At 42.9% G+C, this 19,709-nt stretch carries 13 protein-coding genes and 1 other annotated feature; of the genes, 3 read left to right on the top strand and 10 right to left on the bottom strand.

The window, feature by feature from the left end:
- Positions 1-13: 13 nt before the first annotated feature.
- The 3 genes from DEAC_RS03150 (at position 14) to DEAC_RS22550 (ending at position 2,714) form a co-directional block, all read left to right on the top strand.
- Entirely contained in the window at positions 14-1,999 is a 1,986-nt protein-coding gene (locus tag DEAC_RS03150; protein WP_047808587.1) for a methyl-accepting chemotaxis protein, read from the top strand.
- 166 nt (positions 2,000-2,165) lie between these two features.
- Complete coding sequence (gene tlp, locus DEAC_RS03145) at positions 2,166-2,381, top strand: small acid-soluble spore protein Tlp (RefSeq protein WP_047808586.1); 216 nt, start codon at positions 2,166-2,168, stop codon at positions 2,379-2,381.
- A 159-nt stretch (positions 2,382-2,540) separates the two neighbouring features.
- Entirely contained in the window at positions 2,541-2,714 is a 174-nt protein-coding gene (locus tag DEAC_RS22550) for a CDIF630_02480 family spore surface protein (protein WP_083995852.1), read from the top strand.
- 146 nt (positions 2,715-2,860) lie between these two features.
- On the opposite strand, the gene ileS is transcribed toward DEAC_RS22550, so the two are convergent.
- The 10 genes from ileS to DEAC_RS03095 form a co-directional block, all read right to left on the bottom strand.
- Positions 2,861-5,959, bottom strand: a complete 3,099-nt coding sequence (gene ileS / locus DEAC_RS03140) for an isoleucine--tRNA ligase (RefSeq protein ID WP_047808585.1) — start codon at positions 5,957-5,959, stop codon at positions 2,861-2,863.
- A 76-nt stretch (positions 5,960-6,035) separates the two neighbouring features.
- Positions 6,036-6,262: a binding site (T-box leader), on the bottom strand.
- 406 nt (positions 6,263-6,668) lie between these two features.
- Positions 6,669-10,196, bottom strand: a complete 3,528-nt coding sequence (nifJ, locus tag DEAC_RS03135; RefSeq protein ID WP_047808584.1) for a pyruvate:ferredoxin (flavodoxin) oxidoreductase — start codon at positions 10,194-10,196, stop codon at positions 6,669-6,671.
- Positions 10,197-10,460: 264 nt separating this feature from the next.
- Positions 10,461-11,270, bottom strand: coding sequence for a CoA-transferase subunit beta (locus DEAC_RS03130; protein WP_047808583.1), 810 nt, complete (start codon positions 11,268-11,270; stop codon positions 10,461-10,463).
- On the bottom strand, positions 11,270-12,244 hold the full coding sequence (locus DEAC_RS03125) for a CoA transferase subunit A (RefSeq protein ID WP_047808582.1): 975 nt from the start codon (positions 12,242-12,244) through the stop codon (positions 11,270-11,272). Before DEAC_RS03125 ends, DEAC_RS03130 begins: the two co-directional genes overlap by 1 nt.
- 60 nt (positions 12,245-12,304) lie before the next feature.
- A complete protein-coding gene (locus DEAC_RS03120; protein WP_047808581.1) occupies positions 12,305-13,453 on the bottom strand; it encodes an acyl-CoA dehydrogenase family protein in 1,149 nt (382 codons plus the stop codon).
- A gap of 50 nt (positions 13,454-13,503) precedes the next feature.
- Entirely contained in the window at positions 13,504-14,862 is a 1,359-nt protein-coding gene (locus DEAC_RS03115) for a thiolase family protein (RefSeq protein ID WP_047808580.1), read from the bottom strand.
- 296 nt (positions 14,863-15,158) lie between these two features.
- On the bottom strand, positions 15,159-17,249 hold the full coding sequence (locus DEAC_RS03110; protein ID WP_047808579.1) for a sigma-54-dependent Fis family transcriptional regulator: 2,091 nt from the start codon (positions 17,247-17,249) through the stop codon (positions 15,159-15,161).
- 358 nt (positions 17,250-17,607) lie between these two features.
- On the bottom strand, positions 17,608-17,991 hold the full coding sequence (locus DEAC_RS03105; RefSeq protein ID WP_047808578.1) for a desulfoferrodoxin: 384 nt from the start codon (positions 17,989-17,991) through the stop codon (positions 17,608-17,610).
- A gap of 23 nt (positions 17,992-18,014) precedes the next feature.
- A complete protein-coding gene (gene rd / locus DEAC_RS03100; RefSeq protein ID WP_047808577.1) occupies positions 18,015-18,176 on the bottom strand; it encodes a rubredoxin in 162 nt (53 codons plus the stop codon).
- Positions 18,177-18,534: 358 nt separating this feature from the next.
- Positions 18,535-19,692, bottom strand: coding sequence for a UxaA family hydrolase (locus DEAC_RS03095; protein WP_047808576.1), 1,158 nt, complete (start codon positions 19,690-19,692; stop codon positions 18,535-18,537).
- Positions 19,693-19,709 lie beyond the last annotated feature (17 nt).

The raw sequence follows: 19,709 nt of genomic DNA, 5'->3' as shown, positions 1-19,709 counted from the left end.
TGGAGGCGAACCCATGAAAGGGTCCATGCAGCGAAAATTAGTAGGCTTAATTCTGGTCTTGTCCCTGGTGCCAACTTCGATTTTAGGTTTCTATAGTTATGAGGATGCTAATTCTGTTCTTGCTTCAGAGCTTAAAACCTCCGCCTCTCAATCGGTCACTAAAGTCGAAGAAACAACGAACATGTTTATGAAGGGTATTGAGCAGGACGTTAACCGCTTAAGCAACGATCCCAGCGTTATAGGAATTACTCCAGGAAGCAACGGATCTCAGGCCTTAGCCGTTTTTAAAGCCTACAAAGAATCTAACAGTGATGTCCTAAATGTTTATTTTGGTACTGCAGACAAGCGCATGATTCTCTACCCGTCAACTCAACTTCCAAATGGATTTGATCCGACAACACGTCCCTGGTACACGCAGGCTGAGAAGGCAAAAGGGATTGTTTGGACTGATCCCTATGTAGATGCAGGTACTAACCAATTGGTCATTACTGTTGCTAAACCTGTTTACAATCCACAAACAAATGAACTTCTTGGAATTATGAGCATTGATATATCCTTAAATTCACTCACTCAGATTATCTCACAAATGAAAATCGGTCAGCAAGGTTATTTAATTATGTTGGACAAAAATAATAAAATCATGGTGGATCCTGACAAGACTCAATTAGGAAAAGATCTTTCGGTCCCTGAACTCAAGATTGGTTTGGCAAACGGTGCATCCGGAGTTGCAGACTTTAAGGCAAGTGGCAGTCGGTATTTCGGAAGCTTTGACACCTTTAAGAAAACAGGCTGGAAATTTGTTGGCGTTGTAAGTTATGCTGAAATTCAGACCTCGACCTCCCAAATTCTCCATCATACCGTCATAGCTTCAATACTTTTAGCTATTTTGGCTATCGTTGTAGGAATTCTTTTTTCCAAAACTGTTACCAAAGCTTTAAATCTATTGGTTGAAGATGCCCAAAAAATCGGAAATGGAGACTTTACCGTACGCTGTAAACTGACCTCAAGCGATGAAACAGGAATTCTAGCTGCAACCCTTAACGGAATGGTTGAAGAGCTTGGAACTCTAATGAAAAACATTCAAAATCTCTCCCTGCACGTCAGTACGTCGGCCCATGATTTAGCAAGTACCGCTATGCAAACGAGCAAATCTGCGGAAGAAGTATCGACAACCGTTAGCCAAATTGCCACCGGCGCCTCAGATCAAGCAACTCAGGCAGAACAGGGATCTCTGTTTGTGGAACATGTATCTAATAATTTTCAGTCATTGGAAATGAGCAGCAATAATATGCTTGAAGCCTCTCAAGAGGCCGCTCAAGCTAATCAAAGAGGTATCGATTCGGTTAACGAGCTTACAACAACATCTCAAGCCAATAAAGATTCCATCGACAAAATCGAAAGTGTAATTTCTCTCCTCAATAATAAAGTGCAAGCTATCAGTACCATTCTCCAAGCTATTACCACAATCTCCGAACAGACAAACCTCCTGGCACTTAACGCCTCGATTGAAGCTGCACGTGCCGGCGAAGCGGGTAGAGGATTCTCTGTAGTTGCCGAAGAAATCCGAAAACTTGCAGAACAGTCCTCAGATTCGGCAAATGGCATCCGACAAATTGTTTTAGATATTCAAACTGAAAGTCAGCATACTGTCGGTGTTATGCAGGAGGTTCAAACACAAACTGTTGCCCAAATGTCTGCGGTAACTAAAGTCAATTCATCATTTGCGGATATTTCCATAGCAATTGAGACGATTCACGGAATTATACAACAAAATACAGATCATATGAAAGAAGCTTCAACTAATAGCGCTAAGGTCGTTGAAGTTTTACAAAACATATCGGCTGTTTCCGAACAAACAGCAGCAGCCTCTGAAGAAGTTACAGCTTCAATGCAACAAACGTCAAACGCCGTTGAGCATGTTGCTGAAACCGCGGAAGCGCTGGATAAAGTCGCTAAACAGCTTACTGAAGAAATTCTTAAATTTAAAGTTGATGACTAGTCAGCCAAAAAACTTTAAACCAAACAAGGTGCTTTGCCTCAATGGCAAAGCACCTTGTTATTATTAATGATCACCCAACTCCTGTAATCTTGAAATTATTCCAGTATAAATTGAAGAAATAAGGCAAATCATAAAGAGAATTCTAATTTAAGCAGGGGGGATTAGGGTGGCCAAACCAGATAATCGTGCCGATAACGATGTCCATTTGCAAGAACATATCAACCATACTCTAGCAAAATTGCATGCCGCAGAAGAATATCTTAATGAACATGCCGAAGAACTATCTGCAAAAGACAAACAAGATATCGAAACCAAAAACGAGCGGCGCAAAGAGAGTATTAATGCCTTTATTTCAGAAAAAAGAGACGAGTCTCAGAAATAATACCTCGGTACCTTTTAATAAGAATGACAGTCTATCTCTTCCATGAAAAGGGCTGTCATTCTTTATTTAGTATGATTGGCTCTTATGACCTTAATAATAAGAAACTATAGATTAAAAATTTGGGAATACTAAGCATGAATTTTAAAGGAGGTAATTGAAATGGCTGAAAATAAGTCCAAGGAAAAGTTTATTGCTAATCCTATTGAAAGACACGACACAGCAGCTTGGCGGGGACATATCGAAAACGTCAAACCGGAATCGAATGTTCCTATCCCCAGTGAAGAATCCGTACTCAATGCCAAAGAATGGGTAGATACAAATTCTCTTTCTTAAGTATTACCCTGGGCAAGGCCAGAAAGCCATAACACATCTGTCGTGAACTTTATTGTCTAATAGTGAATGAACTCCGTACCACTTTCTTCCCTTGGAAAGCGATACGGAGTTCTTGTTTTTTATGAGTAAATTTGTTAAGCGGCTGATTATAGTTTTTCCAGCTTCAGGCCTGTCTTATGACCATTAAGATTTTGTTTCTCCAAACTCGGATCATTAACCTTTCCAATAGTGACGGCTAGAGTTTCCCGTTTAATATAGTTTTCAAACAACTTGACGGCCTCGCTTATTTCCTCATCGCCATCAAAGAAGATATTAATCCTGTCCATCATTTCGTAGCCGTTATTTTTTCGCATTTGTTGTACCTTGGAAACAAACTCCCTCGCATATCCTTCATTAATTAACTCTTTCGTCAGTGTTGTATCCAGAATTACGAATAAATTGTCCTCCACGGTCATTGTGAAGCCTTCTTTGGCAGAAATCGAAGTAATCACATGATCTTTAACCAGTTCTACGTTTTCTCCCTCTACCTCAAGCGAAACAGTTTCCCCCGCTTCTAATTTAGGCACGATCGAAGAAGCGTCTAAGGCTGCCAACACTTTGCTTAAAGACTTTATTTTCGAGCCAAAGATAGATCCTGCTACTTTGAAATTGGGTTTGAGACTAAAGCTCATATACTGATTTAAATCCTGAGCAAAAACAACTTCTTTAACATTTAGTTCCTCTTGAATTAAGGGAAGCATATAGTCTATTAATTGTTGATATTTGCCATCGATTAAAATCCTTTGAATTGGCTGCCGCACTTTAATCTTAACTTGTTCCCTGGCCGCTCTGCCCAAGCCTACAAGATTTCTTACCAAATCCATTCTTGTTTCCAGCTCGTTATCAAGCAACTGCACGTCAGCGACAGGATAATCAGCCAGATGAACCGACAGTTCATCTGTTAGTCTCTTAAAGAGCTCTTCAGAAATATAAGGTGCAAATGGCGCTACCAGTTTGGACAGTCCTACAAGAATTTCATAGGTGGTATTGTAGACAGCTTTCTTATCATCTGTTAGTTCTGTACTCCAGAAACGACGGCGTGCACGTCTGATATACCAGTTGGAAAGATCTTCATTGACAAACTCCTGAATTTTTCTGACAGCTTTGGTTAGGTCAAAAACATTTAGATCTGACTCAACAGCTCGAAGGAGACTGTTATATTTCGACATGACCCACCGATCGAGTTCTGGGCGATCCTTATACTCAATGAAGAACGTTCTCGGATCAAGCTTATCTGTATTGGCATACAAGGAAAAGAAAGCATAAACATTTCTGAGAGTGCTGAAGAATTTACTTTGTACCTCTTTCAGCCCTTCAATATCAAATTTTGTTGGAGTCCAAGCCGGAGATACATAGAGCAAATACCATCGTAAAGCATCGGCTCCGTATTGATCAAACAATTCAAAGGGGTTGACAGTATTTCCTTTGGACTTGGACATCTTATGACCGTCCTTATCCAGGATCAGATCATTAACGAGAACACGTTTATAAGGGGCAACACCTTTGACAAAGGTCGAGATCACGAGCAGCGAATAAAACCATCCCCTCGTCTGGTCAATCCCTTCACAGATAAAATCTGCCGGAAAGACTTGATCAAAGGTCTCGCTGTTTTCAAAGGGATAATGCTGCTGGGCGAATGGCATTGATCCACTGTCAAACCAGCAATCGATTACATCCGTAACACGAGTCATCGTTGCGCCGCATTTCTCGCATTTTAGATGAATGCCATCAACAAAGGGCCGGTGCAATTCCACTGTTTCATCCAAGGGTTCCAGAGATTTCTCTATTAACTCTTTGCGGGAGCCTATGGATGTGGTATGACCACATTGGCATCGCCAGATATTAAGCGGTGTGCCCCAATATCGGCTGCGGGACAGTGCCCAATCGTTGACATTCTCCAGCCAGTTGCCAAACCTTTTTTCTCCCACATAATCAGGATACCATTCAACACGGTTGTTGTTTTCGACTAATTGGTCTTTAAATTTGGTAACTTCAATATACCAGCTCGGTTTAGCATAATAGAGCAGCGGAGTATGACATCTCCAGCAATGGGGATAATTATGATCTACCTTTTCCTTTTTATATAATTTTCCTTCTCCGTGCAGCCATTTGATGATCTCCAGATCGGCATCCATAACAAAAGTGCCTGCCCAGGGTGTGGTCACAAATTTCCCGGTTTCATCAACTGGTTGAAGCACAGGCAGGTTATATCTTCTCCCGGTATTGTAATCATCTTCGCCAAAAGCCGGAGCAGTATGAACAATTCCTGTCCCATCCTCCGTCGTTACATAATCGCCTAAGGTAACAAAGAAGGCCTTTTTATCTGATTTTACAAAGGGCATCAACTGTTCATACTCTACATACTCAAGGTCCCGACCAAGGATTTCGTCCAAAACCTCAAACTCTTCTCCCAGCACTTTGTTGGACAACGTCTTAGAAACATAATAGACCTCATTATTTTGTCTAACCTTCAGGTACAATTCCTGAGGATTTACTGTCAGGGCTACATTTGAGGGCAGCGTCCAGGGCGTGGTCGTCCAGACTAAAAAGTATTCCTCGGCATCTTTTTTCTTGAACTTAACGTAGACAGTATTGGTCTTTATTTCCTTATATCCTTGGGCAACTTCATGGGAAGCCAACCCCGTACCGCAGCGTGAACAATAGGGGAGGATTTTATGTCCTTCATAGATTAAACCCTGTTTGAAAAACTGATCAAGAATCCACCACACGCTTTCAATATAATTATTATCTAATGTCACGTAAGGATGATCTAAATCAATGGAATACCCCATCCGTTTTGTCATTTCCCGCCACTGTTTCTCATAACTAAATACAGATTCCCGGCATTTTTGATTGAATGCGGCAATACCATAAGCTTCTATTTCCTGTTTATTGGAAAGCTTAAGTTGTTTTTCGACTTCGATTTCTACAGGGAGCCCATGAGTATCCCATCCGGCTTTGCGTTTAACTTGATACCCCTGCATAGACTTTAAGCGGCAGACGGAATCTTTAAGAGTTCTGGCTATAACGTGATGGATTCCCGGTTTACCGTTAGCTGTAGGAGGCCCTTCATAGAAAACAAAAGGAGTCTTACCTTCTCTAATTTGAATACTTTTATCGAGTATCTCATTTTTGTCCCAGAAATCAGCGATTTCGCTTTCTTTATGAGCTACGTGTTGCTCAGCTAAAGGTTTGAAGTCAGCCATGATTATCTTCCCTTCTCAATGAGTTAATTGTGGCAAAAAACTGTGGCGATAACAACAAAAGTCCCTAAGTCTATGACTTAGGGACGAATTATCGCGGTACCACCCTTTTTATTAATGGATTGTTCAAGAAACAATCCGTTAATCACTCAAAACATGTAACGTATGTCACTCGGAGCAGCTTAATTAGTTCAGCCGCCCAACTCCAAGGTGATCTTCATAAAGAACCTTCGTCATAATCTTTCAGCCAGGGATTATGTCTCTAAGAACCGGATTCTAGATTACTGTCCTTTTCATCGTTGTTTTCCATACTTTAACCGAAATTATAAAACTTTAAACCTACACCATTAGTCTTTTACTCAAGGTTAACATTTACAATCCCCCCACGTATCCTCGAATTATAATACCCATACGCCTAAAAGATTGTAAGAAATAACGTGAAAATCCAAATTAAGCGTATGCGAAAGGGTTAATAAAGTTAGCCAATTAGTAGATCTAATTAATAAAGTTTAACCAATATTTTGCTAAAAGTAAACCCTTCCTAGTACTTTTTTTACCCGGAATACTCATTTTAATCTCGCTGCCCACGCTTTACCTAAAAGCCTGGCACCTGACATGGACCATAATGTAAACTCCAGTAAGAATGAGGACGTTACAAAAACCTAAGGTTTAAGCAACGTCCTCATTCTTCACTTTACTTATAAATCGGTTTTCAATATTGCATTTCTGCAAAACGCTTTAAGGTTTGATATTTATCTCGAGCATGACCTTCGGCAACATCGAACATTTCCTGTGCGACATCCGGGAATACGGTTAGCAGAGAAGAGTATCGGATTTCGCCTTTGAGGAAGTCTTGGAAAGAAGCCGTTGGCTCTTTGGAGTCAAGTATAAATGGATTCTTTCCTTGATCCTTAAGGCGGGGGTCAAAGCGCCAGAGATGCCAATAACCGGCTTCGACAGCCTTTTTCTGCTCAAAAATACTTGTTCCCATTCCGGATTTAATTCCATGGTTTATGCAAGAAGCATAGGCAATAATAATCGAGGGGCCATGATAACTTTCGGCCTCGGCAATCGCTTTAATCGTTTGATTCATATTCGCTCCCATGGCTATTTGGGCAACATAGACATAGCCATAGGTTGTGGCAATGAGGCCTAAATCTTTCTTACGGACTCTCTTACCTGCTGCTGCAAATTTGGCGATAGCCGCCGTCTGCGTGGCCTTTGAGGATTGTCCGCCGGTGTTGGAATACACTTCCGTATCCATTACCAGAATGTTTACATCATCGCCGCTGGCGATGACATGGTCGATTCCATTATAACCAATATCATAAGCAAAACCATCACCTCCGAAAATCCAAACGGAAGGTTTAATGAGATAATCTTTCTTTTCTTTGATTTCACAAAGAAGCGGATTACCTGCAGAATCTTCATTCTCCATCACTTCAAGCAACCGGGCAGAAGCTCTTTTTGATCCTTCACCGTCTTCCATATTATCAAGCCATTCACGGAAAGCGTCTTTGAGATTATCGCTTAATGCGCTTTCTAATCCTTGGCGCATCAATTGAGCAAGCTTTGCTCGAACCTGTTTAGAACCTAAGTACATACCATAGCCGAACTCGGCATTATCTTCAAATAAAGGATTCATCCAAGCGGGGCCTTTGCCTTCGGCATTAACCGTATAGGGAACCGAAGGTGCACTGCCTCCCCAGATTGAAGAACAACCTGTGGCATTAGCAATAATCATCCGATCGCCAAACAGCTGGGTTACCAGGCGAGCATAAGGTGTTTCACCGCAACCTGGACATGCTCCGTGAAATTCAAGAAGCGGTTGGGCAAATTGACTGCCTTTCAGGGACTTAACATCCATGAGATGACGCTTTTCAACAACATGTTTAATCGCGTATTCCCAATTTTCGGATTCCATTTCTATTTCATGGTCAGCAGGTTTCATGACAATGGCTTTACCCGGTGCGGGACAAACGTCAGCACAGTTTGCACAACCGGTACAATCGAGGGGAGCAACCTGAATTCGGTAGTGGTAACCTTCCAGCCCTTTGCCGATCGGTTTCTTAGTTTTGAAAGTATCTGGAGCTTTCTCAAGCTCGCTGTCATCCAAGAGGAAGGGACGGATCGTTGCGTGAGGACAAACATAGGAACACTGATTACATTGGATACATTTATCGATTTGCCATTCAGGCAAGTAGACGGCAATTCCTCGTTTTTCGTAGCGCGTAGTGCTTAAGGGGAAGGTCCCATCCTCCACCCCAACAAAGGAACTAGTCGGCAAGTCTTCTCCTTCATGACGCGCCATAGGCCTTTGAATATTTTTAACAAAATCCGGTTCATCTTTAACAGGCATTTCCTCATCCGGAACTTCAGCCCAGGAAGCAGGAACCTCCACTTTATGTAGAGCTTCAATTCCGCGATCCACAGCCTTATGATTCATCTCTACGATGTTGGAGCCTTTTTTGCCATAGACTTTCTGAATAGAGTCTTTGAGGTATTGAATAGCGTCCTCAACAGGGATGACCTTGGCTAATTTGAAGAAGGCAGCCTGCATGACCATGTTAATCCGCCCGCCAAGACCAATTTCCCCAGCGATGGAAATAGCATCGATAATGTAAAAATTGATATTGTTCTTAGCTATATATCGTTTTAAAGAAGCCGGTAAATGATCGCCGATTTCTTCAGCACTCCAAGGACAGTTTAAAACAAACGTTCCGCCTTTTTTCAAACCCTTAAGAATGTCATAGTGATAAATAAATGACCTATTATGACAAGCAATATAGTCGGCGTCAAACACCATATAGGAGGATTTAATCGGTTTCTTGCCAAAGCGCAAATGAGAAATCGTTGTACCACCGGATTTCTTGCTGTCATATTCAAAGTAACCTTGAACATAGAGATCCGTATTATCACCAATAATTTTGATAGCACTTTTATTGGCCCCAACTGTACCGTCAGAACCGAGTCCCCAGAATTTGCAGCGTATAGTACCCTCCGGCGAGGTGTCAACGGTCTCTTCGATAGGTAAAGACGTATTGCTCACATCGTCAACAATGCCAATCGTAAAGCGATCCTTAGGCTGAGCCTTCTTCAAATTCTGATAAACAGCGATTATCTGTGACGGAGTGGTGTCTCTGGAACCCAAACCATAACGCCCGCCCACAACTATAGGTTTTGAGGATTCATGATTAAAGATCTGAACAATGTCCAGGTACAGAGGTTCCCCCGTCGAACCCGGTTCTTTTGTCCGATCGAGAACGGCAATTTTTTTAACAGATTTAGGTAAAACATCAAAAAAGTATTTTTTGGAAAAAGGCCGGTATAAATGTACTTTTATTAGTCCGACCTTTTCTCCCCGCTGGGCTAAGAAGTCTATAGTTTCTTCAATGGTATTGCAGACAGAACCCATGGCGACAATAATCGTTTCTGCCCCAGGATCACCGTAATATTGGAAGGGATGATACTCCCGTCCGGTTACTTTTTTAATCTCTTTGAAGTAATCTTCAACGATATCAGGAACAGCTTCAAAGATAGGATTGGAAACTTCCCGGCCTTGGAAATAGATGTCAGGGTTTTGGGCTGTTCCTCTGAGAACAGGGTGATTGGGATTTAAAGCTCTATCTCTGAATTCTTTAATCTTATCATAATCTACAAGCTTCCCAATCTCATCGTAGCTTGTCGTTTCTATTTTCTGGACCTCATGGGAGGTTCTGAACCCATCAAAAAAGTGTAAAACCGGAACCCTTGATTTAATCGCTGCAAGATGGGCAACAAACCCCAAATCCATGGCTTCTTGAACGTCATTTGAACAGATCATTGTAAAACCGGTTTGACGAGCAGCATTAATATCTTGATGATCACCAAAAATTGATAAAGCATGAGTTGCCAAAGCCCTGGCACTAACATGGAATACTGCCGGCACCAGATTTCCGGCCATTTTATACATCTCGGGAATCATAAGCAGTAATCCCTGAGAAGCAGTGTAGGTTGTCGTCAGGGCTCCAGCTTGAAGGGAGCCATGAGTTGCGGCGGCAGCCCCTGATTCTGATTGCATTTCCACAACTCTTACAGGTTGATCAAATAAATTCTTCTTACCGTGGGCAGCCCATTCGTCAACCCCTTCTGCCATTGGGGAAGAGGGCGTGATTGGGAAGATCGTTGCAACCTCAGTCAGAGCATACGATGCTTCTGCTGCAGCTTGGTTCCCGTCCATTGTTTTCATTTTCTTAGCCACACTGAGAGCCTCCTCTGAAAAAACTTTAAATCTGGTCCAAATTAGTATTCGTCATTGAAAAACTCTCATACATGATTTATAGGAAAAATAACAAATTCGATATCCATTTAATACTGCCTAAGCGAAAAAGGTTGACATATCTCCGCCCAGGAAGATAAGTCAACCTCTTCTTTTTACCTCTATTATCAAATCCTAAATGTCCCGCTTTTAGCGAGCATGGACACCCGTTGTTCACATTAGACCGAACAAGTTCACTGTGAGCACTTATTTCATAATGATTCCTTCAGGATCGATGACTTTGTAGAGCAAATCCAATTCTTCGTACGTAGGAGTCAGCGTTTCTCCCTGACATCGGGCAATATTAAGCTCGAAACTGCAGTTCTCCCGGCATTCCTCAGGCGTGAAACCTGGATGAACGGTGTCAAGGTACATTTCGCCCTGCTCGTCAAAACGATAGACTCCCATGTCAGAAATCACGGCGGCCGGGCCGCCATTGAAGGCCGGGCCGTAGACTTGTTGTTTGGGAACCCATTCTTGATCCGGCCAATGAGGAATTTTCCAACCCGGAGAGGTAATATAGCTGACTCTCTCCACAAAGCGCCGTTTTTGACCTAACTGAGGCATAATTAAAACACTTCTCTTCGCCAGAGAGTGTATATCCGAATTTCCACCGCTGCCGGTAAGTCTTTTGCCTGTAGGGCCGCCCATGAAGGTGCAGTTAACGTTTCCATAGCGGTCAACTTCTGCCCCTCCCAGATAAGCCAGGTCAACTTTACCTGACTGGAGCTGCCCGAAAACATCCGTTAAACCATCAGCCACAGCCGCTTGATAACTACAGCGGGCATCTGCCACCGAGGTCGGCAGATCAATAGGTCTGCCGTCAATTGAACCTGACTCATAAATGCATACAGCTGTAGGGGCTTGAGTATGCTGAGCAACCATGATTGCTAACATCGGCAAACCGGTCCCTGCAAAGACGATTTCACCATCCTTTACTTCTCGAGCAGCAGCACAGGCTAAAAGATCCATGGGCTTAAATTCGCCGGGTTTAGAATATCCTTTTTTGCTCTCCATTATCTCGACCCCCTTTTCATTGTCGAAGAATAGCCTAGAGCAGGATTGGCTCTGAGGGATTCTAGGCGGTTGATTCCCAGCTTATTAAGATATTCCTGAAAATCTTTGACACCAAAGATCCATTCCTCAGCCCATTGGTCAAAGCCTTCTTGAGTCCGAGTCGCTTTAAAAAAGCTGGAGATAAATTCACCGTCCGGTTCATGTACCCCATATAACCCCGTTGGGTGAGCACCCCAAGGCAACTCAACAATATAGTCAACCAGGTATCCCGGCAGCATATTGCGGGTTGGTTCCCGCCGCAAGTATTCCTCTGGAACAATTTGTTCTGTAATAATAATATTGTGCTTCGAAGCTTTGATAACTTCCTGGTCGCTGAATTTTAACCCCTCAACTCTTACAGTTCCTTCATTGCCTGCCATCTGAACATGGGTGATGCACCAGTCCGGATTAGCAGCAGGAACAAGAATAATCTCAGAATCTGTGAAGGGCTCTTTATACATCATGTATTTATGCTTGCCGATATGACGATTGGAGCCATTACGAAGTCCCGCTTTACCAAGATTATCATTCTCCGGATTCAACATATCGCAGCCCATAGCAGAATAGGTCGGCAAAAAGGGGAGACCTTTTGCTCCGGCAGTTAACCGGTTTAAAATATGAATATGGGCCCAATCTTCGTATAAAATTTCGCCCTTTTCAATCCTGCGGGCAAGATTGCTGCCAAATTTCCCATAAAGTTCATGCCCGCACCAGCTCGATTCCCATATGCCAACGCAGCCGGCTCCGACAAGCATATCATCATGTGTTCCGCCATTAACCTCTACGAGGTGAAGATTCCGCTTCTTCTGGCGAATCAATTCATAAATAGCAGCCATAGGACGACGCCAGACTGTAAATCCTCCGAAGGTTAACATATCCCCGTCATTGATCTGCCCGATAGCTTCTGTAAGGCTTACAACTTTAGGTCTAGCCATGACACAACCCCCTCACTGTTATTTCATTGCTTCCTTCAGTGCACGCAAATCCCAATTAATCTAAAAACGGCCGATGACTTCCCGTCCGATAATCATACGCTGAATTTGATTAGATCCTTCGTAAATTTGGGTAATTTTAGCGTCTCTCATCATGCGTTCGACCGGGTATTCCGAGCAATAGCCATATCCGCCCATCAATTGTACACAATTGGTGGTAACCTCCATGGCAGTATCTGTAGCGAAAAACTTAGCCATTGACGCTTCCTTGTTATGAGGCAAGTTATTGTCTTTGAGCCAGGCTGCTCGATAAATTAACATTTGGGCAGCCTCAATTTTGGTGGCCATTTCAGCAATCATGAACTGAACACCTTGATTCGCTGCCAGCGGTTTGCCAAATTGTTGTCGTTCTTTGATGTAGTTATTGGTATATTCCAAAGCCCCTTCAGCAATTCCCAGGCCCTGGGCACCGATTGTGATGCGACCGCCGGCCAAAAGCCCCATGGCGACAGCAAAACCGTTATTAATCTCTCCCAGGACATTTTCTTTAGGAACTTTTACGTTTTCAAAATTCAGTTCCACCGTCGGTGAACCATGCATTCCCATTTTCTCAACAGGCTTGCTGATGGTAAACCCAGGAGTGTCCTTTTCAATGATTAAGCAGGTAATCCCTTTGCCATTAGGCTGGGAGGAATCAGTTTTGACAAACGTGCAATAGGTTGTTGCCTGACCTCCATTGGTGATAAATATTTTGCTGCCGTTAACCAGGAAATGGTCACCCATATCTTCGGCCCTGCATTTCAGCGAACCAGCGTCCGATCCGGCATTAGGTTCGGTCAGTGCATAAGCCCCGATAATCTCACCAGTGGCAAGTCTTTTGAGATATTTTTCTTTTAGCCGCTGACTCCCATATAAGTAAATACTCATACAGCCTAAACCCGTGTGTACGCTCGTAATAACTGCCGTCGAGGCACAGGCTTTGGCTAATTCCTCAACAATAATTGCAAAGTCGAGATAAGTACCGCCTCCACCGCCCCATTCTTCCGGAACAGGAAACCCTGTCAATCCCAGTTCCCTCATTTTATTCCAAGTTTCCACGGGAAACTCATGGCTCTTGTCAATTTTTTCGGCCAATGGGGCAACCTGACTCTTGGCAAACTTCCTTACCATGTCCCTGACCATTAGGGTTTCATCGCTGAGCTGAAATTCCATCCTAACTCCACTCCAATCATTTAATAGTAGTAATAACCCCATTAAAGCCCTTAGTCTGCATCCACACGTATCAGCATAGCGTCACCTTGGGCGTGACCGGCACAGATTCCACAAACCCCATACCCTCCGCCGCGACGTTTTAGTTCATAGGCTAAGGTCATGACAATCCGAGCGCCTGAAGCCCCAATGGGATGACCGTAGGCAATAGCCCCGCCGTTGACATTAACCTTTGCATACATCTGTTCTTTGGTCATCCCCAGAATACTCCTGGCGCTTACGAGAACCACGGCTGCGAAGGCTTCGTTGATTTCGATAAGCTTTACATCTTCTAACGTCATATTGTTTTGTTCCAGAACCTTCTTGATAGAAAGACCGGGAACCGTGGCAATGTCCTTCGTAGGCTGTGACACCTCCGCATAATCCACTATGGTAAAGAGAGGTTTAATCCCTAATTCATCAGCTTTAGCGCGGCTCATCAGCAGACAGACATCCCCCCCATCATTCGTACCGGGGGCATTACCGGCGGTTACACTCCCTGGCTTTCCGGTTACGGCACTGACATGATTGAACACCGGTCCAAGCTTAGCCAAACCTTCCAGGGTAGAATTAGCACGCGGTCCTTCATCCTTTTCCATAATTTCCTGACCCTTTTTGACAGCAACGGGAAAAACTTCATCATCAAGCTTTCCGGCAGCGATGGCTGCTGAGGCAGCTAATTGGGAATGAAGTGCCCATTCGTCCTGTTCTTCGCGGCTGTAGCCGAATTCATCGGCTACTTCAGAACCATGAATAGCCATATGCCGATCGTAAATCGAATCCCAAAGGCCATCTTTAACCATTAAGTCTTCACAGGCCGCATTGAGCAGACCCATCTTCTTGCCGCGTCTCATATCAGGAAGGGCAAAGGGAATCTTGCTCATGCTCTCTTGTCCGCCGGCAATGACGATATCCGCTCTTCCCAGGGCAATCATTTGCGCGGCTAAATCGATGGTTTTCACACCCGAAGAGCAAACCTTATTCACCGTAATCGAGGGTACATGTTCGGGAAGTCCTGCCAAAAGAGTGGCCTGGCGGCTGGGAACCTGCCCGCAGCCGGCTTGAACGACGTGACCCATAATGACATAGTCAACATCACCAGGGGCGACCTTGCCTTCAGTTCTGTGGATCACTTCTTTAATAGCTAAAGCTCCTAATTGAGCAGCATCATACTCGCCTAAAGCCCCAAGAGATTTACCATATGGAGTCCGGCAAGCTTCTACACATACCACCTCTCGTTGTCGTGCATAGGTATTGCCGATTTTCCGTCCCATAGTCGAATAATCAGGCTTTCGTTCGCCATAAGCACAGATTTTCGCATCTTTGTAGTAATTTTTTCTAACTATTTTTAGCTTTTGCACTTCCTTGGGCATCTGTCTTCCTCCATTCAAATCCCTTATTTTTTTATATGTCCGAATCGTAAGAATTATTTTGCAATTACTATGCCACTGAAGACTGCAGGCCTTTATAATCTTAAATTCAGTTGATCCATCAGCCTATACCGTTGCTAATCATGAACTTTTAACTCTCAAGACCGCTATCTTTGCACATGTTAGCCTCTGAGAGGACAAAAAATCGTCCCGAAAGCGGACACATCTGTTCAAAGTGTGTCCGCTTTCAGGACGACAGGAGGTACTTGAAAGTATGAAAACCACTAACGGGGATATAACTAGTTTTTCAGATTATATTTATTCAGTTTATCATAAAGCCTAGATCGACTAAGGTTAAGGATTTTGGCGGCCTTTGTCTTGTTCCCGCCGGCTTTCTCTAGAGCTACGATAATCATATTCCGCTCTATGCGGGCAATCTGATCTTGATGGCGGATCTCACCATTATTTGTCTGACTTTCAGAGGAGCTGTTGCTTAGAATTTGATTTGGCAAATGAGTTAAACGTATTAAACCGCTGCGTGTATAATTAACGGCCCTCTCAATAACATTTTCCAATTCACGTATATTTCCCGGCCAGGAATAGTTTAAGAGGGCTGCCATAGTATCATCGTCGATACCCTTGACATTTCCTTTAAGAATATTATTGAATTTCCCGATGAAATAATGGGTTAAAGGTTTAATATCTTCCCAACGCTCCCGTAAAGGAGGTAAATGCAGATTGATAACATTTAAGCGATAAAAAAGATCGGCTCGAAACTGACCTTCAGAAATGGCTCTATGAAGATTTTTATTCGTTGCCGCAATAATTCGGACATTGACTTTAATGCATTTGGTACTGCCTAAACGTTCAAATTCACGATCTTGCAGAACCCTAAGCAGCTTCGATTGTAAACCAAGAGGCATGTCGCCGATTTCATCTAAAAAAAGAGTACCGCCATCGGCAATTTCTATTCGTCCTTGTTTTCCGCTCTTTGCGGCCCCCGTAAATGCCCCCCCTACATAGCCAAACATTTCTGCCTCCATTAAGTTTTCCGGAATGGCTGCACAGTTTACCTTTATGAAGGGACCCTTCCAGCGATCACTACAGGCATGTACTGCCTGAGCCACTCCTTCTTTGCCTGTACCGCTCTCCCCGGTAATTAAAACAGTGGAACTGCTTGAGGCAACAATCGTTATTTCTTCCTTCAGCTTTTTCATTTCGCTGCTCTCAGCAACAATATTATTCATAATATCTTGAGCAGTTTTGCTTCTCTGTAATTCCTCCTGAAAAAAAGTTACTTTGTTTTCCAGTAATCTTATTTTATCGGCAAGTTCTCGAACTTCAGCAAGTTGGGGAAATACTGCTTTACCTACTGCACCCACAACCTCGCCTTCTCGAACAATGGGCAGGCGGGAAACAATAATCGGCTTACCCTGAATTGTCATAACGTCACTTGTTTCCGAAACACCTGAACCAGCTACTAAATGAAGCCTGCTGTCCGCCATAATTTCCGTAACATGTTTTCCGATCATTTCTTTGGAAGGCAAGGCTAAAAAGTCTGCCATAGCCTGATTAACTAATGCAGTTTTTCCCTTTTCATCCACCACAATAATACCATCATGAATAATATTTAGAACTGTATCAAAAGTCTTGTTTAAAGCTTTAACCGTCTCTAATTCTTTAGCGGCCTGCTCTAAATCTGTGAGGTCTTGAAAAATCACAATTCCTCCGGCGATGCTGCCTCCAATATTTAAGGGAGTTATGTTAACAATCATGGTAATGTTATCATGCTTATATTTCAATCCTATTTTAACCTCACCATTGACCAAAGCCGGAGTTAAGTCCAGATTCGGTAATAGCCTATTACACCCGCACCCAAGATAGTTCTCAGACTTTAAGCCTAATATACGGCTGGCGCCAATATTCAGGTGTGTTACTATGCCACTGCTGTCAACGGCAATGACACCATTGTGCATGGAATCTAGAATAGCTTTTAATTGACCATTAAGCAGTTCAGATTGCCTAAATAAAGTCATAACCATATTCGTCTTACATAAAAGGCCAATTACTTTTCCTTCCTTGTTGACGACAGGAACAGAGCCCACAGGACTCACTTTTACAAAATCCGCTAACTCTTCGTCGGAGATATCATCGGAAATACTAATCACTTCTTTGATCAGATACGGATCGACGATGTCTTGATGGGTTGCTCCATTTAGGATTGCCCGATAAAGACTGCTCCTGCTAAATATACTCACAAGACTTCCTTTTCCATCTAACACAGGGATAATTGCAATTTTTAAATCCATGAAAATCTGCACAGCTTTGGCAATCGTGTCGCCAAGGACTAGATATGAGATTCGCTTATTAGTCCCTTCCTGCAGGAGCATATCTGATCACTCCTTTAATTTTTACTCAAACCGGCTTCTCCTTGAAAAATTTGAGAAGTTTGCGCAAATACCGTTAATGGTTCTATATGTTCGAAAATTTTCTATATATTCATACCATTCTATACTCTTTATATATTCCCTGCTCCCTTACTTCTATATAAAAAAAACCATTGAGTGTTACCATAAACACGTAAAGACCCTCCTTATAAGTTTACTAAGATAAGTTTACTAAGATAAGTTTACTAAGTTTTTATAACTCTAAGCAATATTTTCTCATTTTTCTCATTTCTTTAAGAACCACAACCAAAATAACAGACGGAAATTAATCCGTCTGTTATTTTGATATATCTTTATCCAGTTACTGAGCATTTTTCCATAAACCATGTATTGTACAGTATTCTCGTACTTCCAGGACTTCTGAAGCATTAACTTTAAACAATGCTTCAGGTGGATCATTGGGCGTAAGTTCCACTCTTAGTACTTGATCTTTTGTTAACACCTCAATGAAGCGAATAAAATGTTTTTCTTCCATTGGGTGAGCAACACTGCCTACTTTTACTTTTACCCAGCCAGCAGACGGCTCGATAACGGGAATATGCTTTTCAGTGCTGGCTTCAGTAACACCCGCTTCCAATTTCTCCATGGGCTGATGACAACACACTAAGGCAGGTGCTCCTGGATTCACTACTTCAACCACATTACCACAAATACTGCACTTATATAATTCTCGCAAATTCGTCATTTCTTATCCCTCCAAAACAATCGTTAATCAACAGGTTCAAATTGATCTTTGCTAACACCGCATGTGGGGCAAACCCAATCCTCTGGTATGTCTTCAAAAGAAGTGCCCGGTGCAATTCCTGAATCAGGATCTCCTAAGGCCGGATCATAAACATAACCGCAAACAGTACATTGATATTTTTTCATTGTCTTTTCCCCCTTAATATTATGATTTTAAGTATTAAGCTAATTAGTAATTAATAAGTGTTAACTCATTTACCTTGTTCTTATTTTATAATTAATTTAATTATAAATCAATAATTAAATTTGATTTTCTCTAAAATTTTTTTCGATTTATTTCGACATATAGTTGATCATGATTTAGGGTTTACCAATAACTGTTCCTCTATTCATCCATTGGCGTCTTGACATAAGCTGAAAGCACCGACAAAAGAAGGATTCCTACATCGCGGAACCCTTCTTTGCAAAAATATATTCAAAGAGCCTTAGTTCATGTCAGATATTTCGAATTTCTTTATCCGGTTATCATTATTTGCCAAGGCCATTAATAGGTCGGAGCAATTTTATAAATTCCAAACTCCTTGTGTCCAAGACTTTCAGCCTTAGGCATATGCCCGTTAGCGACTTCAACAACCATCTCGTAGATTCTTTTTCCGACTTGTTCAATAGTTTCTTCGCCGGAAATAATGGTTGAAGCATCAATATCCATGTTATCTTCCATCATTTTAAACGTCCGCTCGTTGCCCGTGATTTTAATGACCGGAGCAATCGGACAGCCTGTTGGAGTTCCCCGCCCGGTAGTAAAGATAACGACGGTAGCTCCGCCGGCAACCATACCGGTAATTGACTCGATATCCTGCCCGGGAGAATCCATAACGTATAGACCCTTGCCCTTGGGAACTTCGCCGTAGGCCAAAACGTCCTGAATAGGGGCATGTCCTGCCTTATGGATACAGCCCAAAGATTTTTCCTCAATCGAACTGATTCCGCCGGCAATGTTTCCCGGTGTTGGTTGGCCGCCGCGTATATCGACGTTCAGAAGTTTTGCCCTCTCTTCACATTCGCGGACATAGCGGATTAATTTTTCTCCAATCTCCGGCGTCTTACAGCGACGAGCCAAAACGTGTTCGGCGCCAATAAATTCTGTTGTCTCTGAAAGCATAGACGTACCACCTGCAGCAACAAGCATGTCTGAGGCAATTCCACAAGCCGGATTAGAAGCTAAGCCGGAGGTGAAATCAGAACCGCCGCATTCAATAGCCATAACCAGTTCACTAACATCTGTTTTTTCAGGCTGTAAATGGGCAACTTTGCGGGCGAGTTCACCGGCTTTACGGAGTCCTTCAGCCGTGGCTTTGAGTGTCCCGCCAACTTCTTGAATTACTATTACCTCCACTGGTTTCCCGGTAGCGGCGATTTCATCAGCGACCTCACGAATAGGAACACCTTCACAGCCAAGTCCGACGACTAGAACTGCTGCAACATTCGGATTCTTACCAAGGCCAATCAATGTGCGAACAGTTTGTTCATGATCAGCCCCGATTTGACAGCAGCCATGCTGATTGGGAAGAGCTACCGCTCCGGGAACCTGAGCTGCTATATTGGCTGCAACTGTACTGGAACATACTGCCGTTGGAATTATAGCAATATGATTACGTATGCCTACTTTACCGTCAGGACGTCTATATCCCAAAATCTCCATCATAAAATCCTCCCTTT

The sequence above is a fragment of the Desulfosporosinus acididurans genome (assembly GCF_001029285.1).
Classification (GTDB): domain Bacteria; phylum Bacillota; class Desulfitobacteriia; order Desulfitobacteriales; family Desulfitobacteriaceae; genus Desulfosporosinus; species Desulfosporosinus acididurans.
The sequence above is the reverse complement of the archived record's forward strand: the minus strand, read 5'-3'. Positions and strand labels throughout refer to the sequence as shown.